Source organism: Streptomyces sp. Act143 (assembly GCF_003143935.1).
Classification (GTDB): Bacteria; Actinomycetota; Actinomycetes; order Streptomycetales; family Streptomycetaceae; genus Streptomyces.
On sequence record NZ_QFRX01000001.1, the window covers coordinates 4,486,007 to 4,499,129 of the forward strand.

General features: G+C 72.4%; 9 protein-coding genes. 3 read left to right on the top strand and 6 right to left on the bottom strand.

Annotation, left to right across the window (positions count from 1 at the left end; genetic code table 11):
- The first annotated feature begins 45 nt into the window (after nucleotides 1-45).
- Nucleotides 46-1,611 (top strand): sodium:solute symporter family protein, encoded by a 1,566-nt coding sequence (locus DI272_RS20175; RefSeq protein ID WP_109496714.1) that lies wholly within the window; start codon nucleotides 46-48, stop codon nucleotides 1,609-1,611.
- A 7-nt stretch (nucleotides 1,612-1,618) separates the two neighbouring features.
- On the opposite strand, the gene DI272_RS20180 is transcribed toward DI272_RS20175, so the two are convergent.
- On the bottom strand, nucleotides 1,619-2,734 hold the full coding sequence (locus DI272_RS20180) for an ADP-ribosylglycohydrolase family protein (protein WP_109496715.1): 1,116 nt from the start codon (nucleotides 2,732-2,734) through the stop codon (nucleotides 1,619-1,621).
- A gap of 128 nt (nucleotides 2,735-2,862) precedes the next feature.
- Complete coding sequence (locus DI272_RS20185) at nucleotides 2,863-6,132, bottom strand: ATP-binding protein (protein ID WP_109496716.1); 3,270 nt, start codon at nucleotides 6,130-6,132, stop codon at nucleotides 2,863-2,865.
- Nucleotides 6,133-6,222: 90 nt separating this feature from the next.
- Between DI272_RS20185 and DI272_RS20190 the strand changes: the two genes are divergently transcribed.
- Nucleotides 6,223-6,729 carry a DUF2165 domain-containing protein gene (locus DI272_RS20190; RefSeq protein ID WP_109500938.1) on the top strand — a complete coding sequence of 169 codons (507 nt, stop codon included), beginning with the start codon at nucleotides 6,223-6,225 and terminating at the stop codon, nucleotides 6,727-6,729.
- Between the two features lies 1 nt (nucleotide 6,730).
- Here the strand turns inward: DI272_RS20190 and DI272_RS20195 are convergent, their stop codons facing one another.
- The 4 genes from DI272_RS20195 to DI272_RS20210 all read right to left on the bottom strand — a co-directional run bounded on the left by DI272_RS20195 (nucleotide 6,731) and on the right by DI272_RS20210 (nucleotide 11,407).
- On the bottom strand, nucleotides 6,731-7,270 hold the full coding sequence (locus tag DI272_RS20195; protein ID WP_109496717.1) for a hypothetical protein: 540 nt from the start codon (nucleotides 7,268-7,270) through the stop codon (nucleotides 6,731-6,733).
- A gap of 47 nt (nucleotides 7,271-7,317) precedes the next feature.
- Nucleotides 7,318-7,869, bottom strand: coding sequence for a hypothetical protein (locus DI272_RS20200; RefSeq protein WP_375138052.1), 552 nt, complete (start codon nucleotides 7,867-7,869; stop codon nucleotides 7,318-7,320).
- A gap of 68 nt (nucleotides 7,870-7,937) precedes the next feature.
- The gene (locus tag DI272_RS20205; protein ID WP_109496719.1) at nucleotides 7,938-10,529 is read right to left on the bottom strand and encodes a bifunctional FO biosynthesis protein CofGH; all 2,592 of its coding nucleotides are present in this window, start codon (nucleotides 10,527-10,529) and stop codon (nucleotides 7,938-7,940) included.
- A 44-nt stretch (nucleotides 10,530-10,573) separates the two neighbouring features.
- The gene (locus DI272_RS20210) at nucleotides 10,574-11,407 is read right to left on the bottom strand and encodes an LLM class F420-dependent oxidoreductase (RefSeq protein ID WP_109496720.1); all 834 of its coding nucleotides are present in this window, start codon (nucleotides 11,405-11,407) and stop codon (nucleotides 10,574-10,576) included.
- A 132-nt stretch (nucleotides 11,408-11,539) separates the two neighbouring features.
- On the opposite strand from DI272_RS20210, the gene DI272_RS20215 reads away from it, so the two are divergent.
- Nucleotides 11,540-13,042 carry a CehA/McbA family metallohydrolase gene (locus DI272_RS20215; RefSeq protein WP_109496721.1) on the top strand — a complete coding sequence of 501 codons (1,503 nt, stop codon included), beginning with the start codon at nucleotides 11,540-11,542 and terminating at the stop codon, nucleotides 13,040-13,042.
- Nucleotides 13,043-13,123: the final 81 nt, after the last annotated feature.

The window sequence follows — 13,123 nt, forward strand, 5'->3', positions numbered from 1 at the left end:
CAGCGCCCACGATGAGCGCCGGGTCGAACCCCTGGGAGGGCGCACATGAACGGTCTCGACTGGGCCGTGCTCATCGGCTATTTCGGCGTGATGGTGGCGATCGGCGTGTGGTCGCACAAGCGTGTGGACAACGTCAGCGACTTCTTCACGGCCGGCGGCAAGATGCCCTGGTGGCTCTCCGGCATCTCGCACCACATGTCGGGCTACAGCGCGGTGATGTTCACCGGGTACGCGGGCATCGCCTACACCTACGGCGTCACCTCGTTCGTCACCTGGTCCTTCCCCATCGCCCTCGGCATCGCCATCGGCTCGAAGCTGTTCGCGCCGCGCATCAACCGGCTGCGCTCCCGGCTCCACGTGGCCTCCCCGCTGGAGTACCTGAAGAACCGCTACGACCTGAAGACGCAGCAGGCGCTGGCCTGGTCCGGCATGCTGCTGAAGATCGTGGACGTCGGCGCCAAGTGGGCCGCGATCGCGACCCTGTTGTCCGTCTTCACCGGGATCTCGCTGAACCAGGGCATCCTCATCACCGGCTCCATCACCGCCGTCTACTGCACGATCGGCGGTCTGTGGGCGGACGCGCTGACCGAACTCGGCCAGTTCGTCATCCAGTTGCTGGCCGGTGTGGCCATGCTGATCGCCGTGGTCCTGGAGCTGAACGACAAGGGCATCGGCTTCTGGGGCGCCTGGGACGAGCCGCAGCTGAAGGGCCACGGCGAGCCGCTGGTCGGCCCCTACGGCACGGTCTTCCTGCTCGCCTTCCTCTTCATCAAGCTCTTCGAGTACAACGGCGGCATGCTCAACCAGGCCCAGCGGTACATGGCCACGGGCAGCGCCCACGAGGCGGAGCGCTCGGCGCGGCTGTCGGCGGTGCTGTGGCTGGTCTGGCCGGTGGTCCTCTTCATCCCGATGTGGCTGTCGCCGCTGCTGGTGCAGTCGCAGAAGCCGGACGGCTCCGACGCCTACGGCCTGATGACCGAACAGCTCCTGCCGCACGGCCTGCTGGGCCTCGTCATCGTCGGGTTCTTCTCCCACACCATGGCGATGTGCTCCTCCGACGCCAACGCCATCGCCGCCGTCTTCACCCGGGACTGCGCGCCGGTGGTGTGGCGGCGGGCGCGGGCCTGGAGCGAGGGCCAGGGGCTGCGGGTGGCCCGGATCACGACGGTCGTCTTCCTCGGCCTGTCGATGGCGGCGGCGACCCAGGTCAACTCCCCCACCTTCAAGGACATCATCACCGTCGTCATCAAATGGGTCGCCGGTCTGATGGGCCCGATGGCCATCCCGATGATGCTGGGCCTGCTGCGCCCGTTCCGCCGCTCGGGCCCGACGGCCGCGCTGACCAGCTGGTCGATGGGGCTGCTGGCCTTCTGGCTGGTCAACTACCCGATCAACTGGAACGTGGACGGCGGAGTCCCGCTCCAGTACCAGGTCTCGGTCCCGCTGGCGGTGTCGCTGGTCCTCTACATCCTGATCGGCTTCCTCAAGCCGGAGGACACCCCGGAGCGCCTCGCGATCATCGAGAAGATCAACACGGACGGCGACGGCACGATGGCGGCGGCGATCCCGACACCGGCGGGCCCTGCGGACCGTATGCCGGTGAAGGACTAGGTCCGGCCTAGCCCCGCGGATACCGGGCCAGCCAGCCCGGCGACGATCCCGCCGGGCCGTGCAGCGCCGGCCCCTGGGTCATCTCCATCGCGAAGTCGTCGGCCAGCTCCAGCAGCGTGGGACGGCCCTCCAGCTCGGCCAGCCAGGCCGGCGGGAGGGCCGTTTCGCCGTGCAGGGCGCCGAGGAGGCCGCCGGTGAGGGCGCCGGTCGCGGCGGAGGGGCCGTCGTGATTGACGGCGAGGCAGAGCCCGTGCCGTACGTCCTCGCTCACCAGGGCGCAGTACACGGCGGCGGCGAGCAGCCCCTCGGCGGTGCCCGCCCCGATGAGCTCCCCCACCCGGACGGGGGTGGGCATCCCCTGCCGGACGGCGCCCAGCGCGTGCTGCAACGCCTCCGACACGGGCTGGTGCCCGGGCCGGGCGGCGATGAGGACCAGGGTCTGCTGGACGGCCGCGTCCAGACTCTCGCCGCGGGCCAGTCCGTGCACGACGGCGGCGTACGCGCCCGCCGTGAGACAGGCGACGGGGTGCCCGTGGGTCTGCGCGGCGCACTCCACGGCGAGCTGGACGACGAGCTGCGGCTCCCAGCCGACGAGCAGCCCGAAGGGCGCGGAGCGGGCGGCGGCCTCGGGCCCGGCCTCGCCGGGGCTCTTGGGCGCGTCGAGGGTGCCCATGATGTCGTCGCCGAAGCCGATGAGGAGGGAGCGGGCGGGATCGCGCCGGGCGTACAGCCACTCCTCCCGGGCCAGCCAGCCGTCGTCCTTGCGCCGCTCGTCGGGTCCCCAGTCCCGCTGGGTGGCGGCCCACCGCAGATAGGCGCGGTGCAGGTCGGTCGGCGGATGCCAGGCGCCGGTGTCGCGGCGGACCTGGGCGCGGATGAGCCCGTCGACGGAGAAGAGGGTGAGCTGGGTGAGATGGGAGACGGCGCCGCGTCTGCCGTAGGCGGCGGCGAGGTCGACGACGCCTTCCGCGCCGTGGGTCTCCTGGATGGCGGCGAGATCGAACCGGTCGACGGGCACCCCGAGCGCGTCACCGACGGCGGCCCCGAGCAGGGTGCCGCGGACCCGGCTCCGGAAGTCCTGCTGCTCCACCCGCCCCCAGACGGCCCCGGCTGTCACACCCACCAAGACCTCCCCACGGCACCGCTCGGACGCACGACAGCTCAGCACTGTAATCGACCGGGAACGGTCAGTTCAGGGGGCGAATCGGTATGCGGAGTGTGTGCCGAGTGGTCGGTATTGGGCTCGGGTGGTCAGGTATCGCCCCCGGCCCTGTCGCACCCGTCGTACCGCGCCCGCACCGCGTCCCTGGCCGCGACGACCGGCTCCAGACAGGCGGTGACCGCGGGGACGTCCGCGCCCTCGCTGTCTCTGAGGTCGGTGAGGATGGACGCCAGGCTGGCCAGGGACTCCCAGTCGGGGTTCAGCGCCAGGACCTCCGCGACGCCACGCTCGGCGGTGGGCCGGTCGGAGAGGGCGCAGCCGGTGAAGCAGCGGGCCTCTGCGTGCTGCAGAGGGCTCAGACCGGTGCCCTCCTCCACCAGGCGGACCAGCTCCCGCCACAGCGGGGCCGCCGCCGGCAGGCCTTCCGCTCTGCTCACGGTCAGGGCGGCCTCGAAGGTGCCCGCGACCGGTTCGTCACCGGTGCGCATCCGTTCGGCGACGCGGCGGGCCTCCGCCCAGCGGCCCGCGTGGCGGTGCAGCTCGAGGGCCAGGTCGTCCATGCCGTCGGTCAGGCGGGCCTCGGCCTCCTCCCAGCGCTCGCAGAGCATCAGCAGCTCGACGGCCGTACGGCGGGCCCAGTCCGGTTCCCTGCCCAGGTCCACGCAGCGGTCGAGGTCCGCGAGGGTCTGGTCCGTGCGGCCCGTCGCGAGTCCCACGCGGGCCCGTTGGGCGTACGCCCAGCCGTAGTCGGAAGCCAGGGCGATCGCACGGTCCAGGTGCCGCAGCGCCTCGGCGTGGTCCTCGCGGACGCGGTGGACCATGCCGAGGATCGCCCAGGAGCTGGCGTCCTCGGGGTCCTGGTCCAGGCAGTGCCGCAACGCGGTGATCGCCTCCTCGTGGCGGCCCGCGTCCAGGTACTCCGAGCCGAGTTCACGGCGGATCCACAACGCGTCCGGGGCCGCCGCCGAGGCCGCCTCCAGGTCGGCGAACCTGCCGGCCTCGTCGCCGTTCACATACCTCGCCCGCGACCTCATCACCAGCGCCCAGGCGTATCCGGGCCGCAGTGCGATCGCGCGGTCCAGGTCCGCCAGCGCCTCCTCCGCACGGCCGAGTTCACCCAGCGCCGTGCCCCGGCTCGCCCACGCCGAAGCATGGTCCGGGTCCACGGCCACCGCCCGGCCCAGCTCGGTGACGGCGTCCTCGTAGCGGCCCGCCAGCCGGTAGGCGTCGCCCCGCTCCGAGGCGACCCAGGCCACGTCCGGGGCGCGCGAGACGGCGAGGTCGAAGTCGGCGAACGCCTGCTCCGGCTCGCCCCGGTCGCTGCGGAGCCGAGCCCGGCGGATCAGCGTCCACAGGTTGTCGTCGATGGCGAACGAGCGGTTGAAGTCGGCGAGGGCCTCGTCGTACCGGCCGAGGGCATGCCGGCACACGGCCCGCCCGGTCAGGGCGCCCGCATCGGTCGGGTCGAGGGCGATGGCCCGGTCGAAGCCGGCGACGGCCTCCTCGACCCGGCCCGCCAGCCGGTGGGTCTCGGCGCGCTCGGCGATGATCCAGCCGGTGTCGGGAGACAGTGCGTCGGCGCGGTCGAGGGCGGTCAGGGCGGCCGGGTGGTCGCCCATGAGCTGGAGGGTGAGGCCCCGGCCGTAATGGGCGAGGACGGTGTCGGGGGCGAGCTCGATCGCCCGGTCGTACTCCTCCAGCGCCCGCCCGTACTGCCGGTCATGACGCCACTCGCGGCCGCGCAGCGCATGCGCCGCCGCCCGGCCCCGCGGGTCCAGACCCGGGCGGGTCAGCAACAGGTCCAGTGCGCGGCCCAGGCCGCCCTCGCCGTCGAGCGCCCCGCCCAGCTCCGCGCCCCAGTCGGCCGACGGGGTGTGGTCCGTGGCACCCCCCGCGTCCTGGAGCATGCGGGCCCAGCGGCGCCCTTCGACCTCGTCCTCGCGGCAGGCCTCGACGAACAGCCGCAGCGCGCCGGCGAGGGTGGCCGCCGGCCGGGCGCACAGCAGGTGGTACGTCTCCTCCAGGCGCAGGGCCCGCCACTCCTCGTCCGTCCAGAGACCGTCGGGCTCCAGTCCGTCCGCCACGTCCTGCCGCCATGCGGCGAACGCCGCCGCCAGCCGCCGGTGCCGCTCCCGCCACCGGTGCGGGAAGTGCAGCCGCTCCTGGCGCAGCATCGGCTCCCGTACGACGTCGTGGTACCGGACGCGTCCGCCGCGCTCCCCGACGAACGGCAGCCCCCGCAACCACCGGTACTGGGCGCCGAGTTCACCGTCCGGCAGGTCGACCAGGACCCGGAAGACGTCACCGTCCAGCCAGCGCGGCAGCGCGCAGAGCAGGGCGACGTCGTGCCGGGCGAGGGGCTCGGCCCGGAGGAACCGCTCCACTGCACCGGCGCTCGGATCCTCGACCTGATCCAGGCCGTCCGGCCGCTTCTCGGCGAGGGTCGAGACGAGGACGGGCAGGCCGCCGGTCACCCGCAGCACCTCGGCGACCACCGGCTCGGCCACGACCCCTTTCCCGGCGAGGAGCCGACGCGCCTCGGCGTCGGTGAACGGGGCGAGCGGCAGCTCCACGCAGCCGTTCCAGCGGCCCGTCGGCAGGGGCAGTTGGCCCGCGGTGACCACGACGACCTCGTCGGGCAGGCCGCCGTGCTCGTCCGTCTTGCGGAACAGGCCGTGCAGCCACGGGTCCAGGAAGGGCCCGGTCCTCTCGTAGGTGTCGAAGAACAGGACGATCCGCGACACGGCGGAGGCAGCGGCGCGCAGTTCACGCAGCAGCACCGGGGTGAGCGCGGCCTCCGGGTGCAGGACCAGGTCGATGTCGTCGGCGTTGCGGAAGCGGGTGCTGAGGCCGGCCCGCAGCCGGTCCGCGCCCTGGGCGATCAGGTCGGCGGGCAGCGCCCGGGTGAGCAGGGCGCCCCCCGGCACGGCGGTCTCCAGGACACCCAGGCCCAGTCCGACGGCGGCCCGGCTCCCGGCGGACGTGGGCTCCGGCTCCTGCGCCCGCAGCGCCGCCTCCGCCTCCCGCCGCCGCTCCCGGTACACGGCCAGCCGGCGCTCCAGCGGCTTCAGCCTGCGACCCTGTGCCGCGAACTGACGGCAGATCACGTCCAGCGCGTCCGGCACGCTCCCGGTGTCCTCGTCGACGTACGCCGTGAGCGCTCCGCGGTCGCGGGCGAGTCTCTTCAGCTCCTCGACGAGGAAAGTCTTCCCGACACCGGAGTCGCCGCGGACGTGGAAGCGGCGGCAGTGGTCCGGGGCGTCCGGCGGCAGGTCCAAGTTGCCCAGGAAAGCGGCCCGTTCGGCCTCCCGGCCGACGAACCCGTCGTCATCCGGCACCCATCCCGGCGGCTGCGCCATCCCCGTGTGTCCCCTCGCTGCGGCGGCTCCCCGTCATTCTGGCTCAATGCGTACGGCGGGGTCCCGCCCCCACAGGGAAAAATGATCGCCATGGCCACCACACCCCCACGCTCCGCACTGCACCTCACCAGCACCCTCCTCACCGCGACCGTCGCCCTCTACATGGCCCTCGTGGCCTTCGGGAACATCACGGACTTCGGGACGAACCAGCAGTTCGTCCGGCATGTCCTGGCGATGGACACGACCTTCAGGGACGACGACCTGATGTGGCGGGCCGTCACCACCAAGGGACTTCAGGACGCGGCGTACGTCGCGATCATCGTCTGGGAGACGGTCTCGGCGCTGGTCCTGGGCTACGGCACCTGGCTCCTCGCCCGGCGGGATGACCTGCGTGGCCGCCGTTTCGCCACCTACGGCCTGCTCATGGTCATGCTCCTGTTCGGCGCCGGGTTCATGGCGATCGGCGGGGAGTGGTTCGCGATGTGGCAGTCGGCGGACTGGAACGGGCTGGACGCCGCCCTGCGGGTGTTCGTGCTGAGCGGGGTGGTGCTGCTGGTCGTCCAGCTGTCCGCCGGGGCGCAGGCGCGGGACGCCTGAGTCAGGTCAGCCCGCGGGTGCGTCTGCGCCGGATCTCGGTCATCCGGTCGCGGACGTGCTCCGGCGGCAACTGCGCCGCCCGCCCCGCCAGCTCCTCGAAGATCGACAGGTACGTTCCGCCGCCGCCCTCGCCGCGCAGCTCCCGCTCGCGTTCCACGAACGGCCGGACCGCCTCCCACACCGAGACGATCCGGGTGCGCAGGACCGTGGCCAGCAGGGTTTCGTCGAGCAGCCCGAAGACGGCGAGGTTGGCGAAGGACTGGTAGTAGTACACGACGCCGTAGAAGGCCGTTTTCGCCTCGTCGGGCAGCCCGCGCACGCCCGCCTGCGGGTCGTGCTCCGCGCCCAGCCTCATGGTCACGTAGTCGTGCTGCCGGTGGAAGTCCGCCGACCGGAACTCCGCGAGCAGGTCGATCATCACGGAGATGTGGTTGGCGTGCTTCGCGATGCGGGCCTGCCGGGCACTGAAGACGACGGAGGTCACCACGGCGACGACCGCGATGGCCGTGGTCACGATGTTGAAGACGACGGAGCTGTCCATCCGGTCACCGTACGGAGATCGGCGGCCCAAGTGCAGTCCCTGCGGGGCTACTTGACCACCACGACGGCCGTGCCCGTCTCACCGAACGTCCACAGCGCCGAGCCGTCCGCCTTCTTCGTGCGGATGCCGCTGGTCCGCGTGCCCGAGGCGACGGCGGGCGGCGACGAGCCGTCCACCGCGTTGGAGAAGGCGATCGACAGGCCGGACTTGCTGGCGAAGTAGACGATGTGCTCGATCTTGACGCCGTCGGAGCCGGTGGTGGCGTCACGGCGGACGTCGACCTTGTAGGTGCCGGGGTCCGGGCTGACCGTCCCGGGCCACACCGTGAAGGTGCGGCGGGGCGCGTCGCTCGCGTCGACCAGCCACACCCGCTTCTCGCCGAGCGAGTAGACGATGCGGCGGCCGGTGCCGGAGCCGTCCGGCACCGCGGTCGCCGCCGGCTTCGTGGGCCCGGCCGAGGGCCGCGCGGACGCCGAGGCGGTCGGGCGGGTGGCCGTGGCCTCGGGCTTGGCGCCCTTGTCCGCCTGCACGGCGAGAGCGGCGACCACGGCTATCGCTCCCACCGTCAGACCGGTCACCCAGACCTTCGAGGCAGGCACGGCACGTATCTCCTCAGCTCACCGACAGGGTCGGATCATCGTACTGCCGTGCGCCCGCCCCCTTCTCCTCAGTCCAGCACCGGCAGCAGCTCCGGCAGGTGCCCGTCGGAGACCGCCGCCGCCTGCTGCCGCTCCTGCGGGACCTCGCCGTACAGCGTCGTCCGGGGCTTCGCCGGCCTCCCCGCCGCCTCCGCCACCGCGATCAGGTCCTTCACCGACTTGTAGGAGCCGTACGACGAGCCCGCCATCCGCGAGATCGTCTCCTCCATCAGCGTGCCGCCCAGGTCGTTGGCGCCCGAGCGCAGCATCTCCGCCGCGCCCTCGGTGCCCAGCTTCACCCAGCTGGTCTGGATGTTCGGAATCCAGGGGTGCAGCAGCAGCCGGGCCATCGCCGTCACCGCCCGGTTGTCCCGCATGGTGGGGCCGGGGCGGGCGATGCCCGCCAGGTACACCGGGGCGTTGGTGTGGATGAAGGGCAGCGTCACGAACTCCGTGAACCCGCCCGTGCGCTGCTGGATGCCCGCCAGCGTGCGCAGGTGGCCGAGCCAGTGGCGGGGCTGGTCGACGTGGCCGTACATCATCGTCGACGACGAGCGGATGCCCACCTCGTGCGCCGTCTCGATCACCTCGATCCAGGTCGCCGTCGGCAGCTTGCCCTTGGTCAGGACCCAGCGGACCTCGTCGTCGAGGATCTCGGCGGCGGTGCCGGGGACGGAGTCCAGGCCCGCCTCCTTCGCCGCCGTCAGCCACTCGCGGATCGACAGGCCGGTGCGGGTGGCGCCGTTGACGACCTCCATGGGCGAGAAGGCGTGCACATGCATGCCGGGGACGCGTTCCTTGACCGCCCTGGCGATGTCGAAGTACGCCGTGCCGGGCAGGTCGGGGTGGATGCCGCCCTGCATGCACACCTCGACCGCGCCGACGTCCCACGCCTGCTGCGCGCGGTCCGCGACCTGGTCCAGGGACAGGGTGTAGGCGTCGGCGTCGGTGCGGCGCTGCGCGAACGCGCAGAAGCGGCAGCCCGTGTAGCAGACGTTCGTGAAGTTGATGTTCCGGGTGACGATGTACGTCACGTCGTCGCCGACCACGGATTTCCGTACGTCGTCCGCGATCCGCGTCAGGGCGTCCAGCGCCGGGCCGTCCGCGTGCAGCAGCGCGAGGGCCTCGGCGTCGGTCAGCTTCGTCGGGTCGTCGGCCGCCGTCGCCAGGGCCGCGCGGACGTCCGTGTCGATGCGCTCCGGGACCATGCCCGGCGCCGCCGCCTCCCGCAGGGCGCCCCAGTCGCCGTAGACGACGTCGAAGTCGTCGCGGCGGTCGGTCGTACGGCCCTCGGTGTCGATGGTGGTGTGCAGGTCGGTGCGGCCGGAGGGGACGAAGACCTCCTCCGGCTCCTGCCACGGGTGGCCCTCGACGACGGCGTTTTCGCGCGCCAGGCCGGTCCCGGGGTCCGCCAGCGCCCGCACGTGCGGCAGCAGCCGCGGGTCCAGCCAGGGTTCGCCGCGCTGCACGAACTCCGGGTAGACGCACAGCCGTTCGCGCAGCTCGAACCCGGCCGCGCGGGAGCGCTCGGTGAGTTCCTCGATCTGCGGCCAGGGTCGTTCCGGGTTGACGTGGTCGATGGTGAGGGGCGAGACCCCGCCCCAGTCGTCGATGCCCGCCGCGATCAGGCGCTCGTACTCGCTGTCGACCAGGTTCGGCGGGGCCTGGATGTTGCCCGCCGGGCCCATGACGAGGCGGGCCACCGCCACCGCGGCCACCAGCTCGTCGAGTTCCGCATCGGGCATGCCGCGCATCGCGGTGTCCGGCTTGGCGCGGAAGTTCTGGATGATCAGTTCCTGCACGCCGTGGTACGAGCGGGCCACGCGGCGCAGCGCGAAGAGGGACTCCGCGCGCTCCTCGTAGGTCTCGCCGATCCCGATGAGGATGCCGGAGGTGAAGGGGACGGAGGAGCGGCCGGCGTCCTCCAGCACCCGCAGGCGGACGGCGGGTTCCTTGTCCGGGGAGCCGTGGTGGGGGCCGCCGGGCTCGGACCAGAGGCGGGTCGCGGTCGTCTCCAGCATCATGCCCATGGAGGGCGCCACGGGCTTGAGGCGCTGGAAGTCCGTCCAGGACATCACCCCGGGGTTGAGATGGGGCAGCAGGCCCGTCTCCTCCAGGATGCGGATCGATATCGCGCGGACGTACGCGATGGTGTCGTCGTAACCGTGCGCGTCGAGCCACTCGCGCGCCTCCGGCCAGCGGTCCTCGGGCTTGTCGCCGAGGGTGATGAGGGCTTCCTTGCAGCCGAGGGCGGCGCCCTTGCGGGCGATGTCCAGGACCTCGTCCGGGGACATGAACATGCCGTGCCCGGCCCGGCGGAGCTTGCCGGGGACGGTGACGAAGGTGCAGTAGTGGCACTTGTCCCGGCACAGCCGGGTCAGGGGGATGAAGACGCTCTTCGAGTACGTGATGACGCCGGGGCGGCCCGCGGCCTGCAGACCCGCGTCCCGGACGCGGGCGGCGGTCGCGGTGAGGTCGTCCAGGGCCGCGCCGCGGGCCTGGAGCAGGACCGCGGCTTCGGTGACGTCGAGGGCCACGCCGTCACGGGCGCGTTTGAGGGCGCGACGCATCGCGTTGTCGGTGGGGCCTGAGCCGTTTCCGGAGGTCGCGGAAGTCGTCATCCTTCGAGGATACGTTCGGTTTGATCAGGGGAACGGCGGGTGGGTCACAGGTACTCGGCGTACCCGTCCAGTACGCGCAGCACCTCCTCCTCGCCGACCGGCGGCAACTGCACCACCACCTCCTCGATGCCCAGCTCCGCGTAGTGCGCGAGCTTGCCGGGAGTCGGGAAGACCGCGTACGGCACCACCTGGAGCGCCGTCCCGTCACGCCCCGCTTCCTCCCATGCCGCCCGCAGCGCCGGCAGCGTCTCCGACAGCCCCCGCCCCCCGATCGGCATCCAGCCGTCGGCGTACTCGCAGATGTGGGCGAAGAGCTTCGGTCCGGCGGCGCCGCCGACGAGGGTGCGGGGGCCCAGGTGTCCGCGCACCGGCTTGGGGTGGGCGTGGCTGGCCCGGACGCCGCCGAACTCCCCCTTGTAGGCGGTCGGTTCCGGAGCCCACAGCGCCCGCATCAGCGCCATCCGGTCCCGCACCAGCTCCCGCCGGGTACGCCACTCCACACCGTGGTCGGCGGCCTCCTCGACGTTCCAGCCGAAGCCGAGGCCGAGCGTGAAGCGGCCCCCGGAGAGGTGGTCGAGGGTCGCGATCTGCTTCGCGAGGTCGATCGGGTCGTGCTGGGCGACGAGGGTGATGCCGGTCCCGAGCCCGAGGCGGTCGGTGACGGCCGCCGCCTGGCCGAGGGCGACGAAGGGGTCGAGGGTGCGGCCGTACTCGGGCGGCAGTTCGCCGCCCGCCGGGTACGGGGTGGTCCGCTCGACCGGGATGTGGGTGTGCTCGGGCAGATAGAGACCGGCGAACCCGCGCTGTTCCAGCTCACGGGCGAGCCGGGTCGGGGTGATGGTCTCGTCGGTGAGGAAGATCGTGGCGGAGATTCGCATGAGGGCATCTGTACCGCGCCGGACGCGATAAGTCCATACCGACTGGTCGGCATCCGACCTCGGAAGACGCCGGTCATCCCTGATTCCCTTTTCTTCCACGGGAGTTCACTGTCGTCCCCGAGAGTGGAGCGCATGGGTGGTGACGAGCAGCACATCAAAAGACGCACACTCGTCGTGACGGGAGCAGCCGCCGCGCTTACGTTGGGAAGCGTGACCTTCGCTTCAGCGGCGGACGGCGGGACGGAGACGAGGACGATCCGGGGCACGCTGCCCACCGGGTCCCCCGATTTCGTGTACGTCCCGGTCGAAGTCCCCTCCGGCGTACGGGAGATCAAGGTCGCCTACACCTACGACCGCCCGACCGTCCCGACGGGCACTGCCGGGAACGCCCTCGACATCGGCATCTTCGACGAGCGGGGCACCGAGCTGGGCGGCGAGGGGTTCCGGGGCTGGTCGGGCGGGGCCAGGAGCGAGTTCTTCATCCGGGCCGACGACGCGACGCCGGGGTACCTTCCGGGGCCGGTGCGCGAGGGCACCTGGTCGATCGCGCTCGGCCCGTACACGGTGGCGCCGCAGGGCCTGTCGTACGAGCTCACGATCACGCTGACGTACGGCGAGCCGGGTGACGTCGTCGAGCCGGTCTATCCGCCGGGCCGGGCGAAGGGGCGCGGCCGGGCCTGGTACCGGGGCGACTGCCACCTGCACTCCTGGTACTCCGACGGCCGCCGCACCCCCGCCGAGATCGGCGCGCTGGCCCGGGCCGCGGGCCTGGACTTCATCAACACCTCCGAACACAACACCCATGCCGCGCACGCCCATTGGGCGGACGTGGCCGGGGACGACCTGCTGGTGATGCTGGGCGAGGAGATCACCACCCGCAACGGCCATGTCGTCGCGCTCGGCACCGACCCCGGCACCTTCGTCGACTGGCGCTACCGGGCCCGCGACCACCGCTTCGGCCGTTTCGCCCGCCGCATCCGCAGGGCCGGGGGCCTGGTCGTCCCGGCCCATCCGCACGCCACCTGCGTCGGCTGCAACTGGAAGTTCGGCTTCGGCGAGGCGGACGCGGTGGAGGTCTGGAACGGGCCCTACACGCCCGACGACGAGGTGGCGCTGGCCGACTGGGACAGCATGCTGGTGGCGTCCGCGCGGGAGGGACGGGACTGGATTCCCGCGATGGGCAACAGCGACGCGCACCGGGACCCGGACGTGGTGGGCTCGCCGCAGACGGTGGTGCTGGCCGACGACCTGACCCGGGAGGCGATCCAGGAGGGCATCCGGGCCGGGCGGTCGTACATCGCGGAGTCGAAGAACGTCTCGCTGGCGTTCACGGCCTCCGACGCCAAGGGACAGCACGCCGGTGTGGGAGGGCGGTTGGCGGCGGACGCGGACACCCCGGTGACGGTACGCCTGGAGGTCTCCGGAGCGCCGCGCTGCACCGCGCGGTTCGTCACCGACCAGGGGGTGCTGTTCACGAGTGCGCCCCTGCCGGTGACGGGGTCGGGGGTGGTGGAGTGGCGGACGACCCCTGCCTACGCGGCGTACGTACGGGCCGAGTTGCGGCACGAGACGGCGGCGGGGCCGCTGCCGGGGGCGCTGGCGGCGTTCACCAACCCGATCTTCCTGGGCAGGTGAGGGCGGGGAGGACAAGAAGGACGGGGAAGACGGGGAAGACGGGGAGGACTGGGAGGACTGGGAGGACTGGGAGGACGGGGA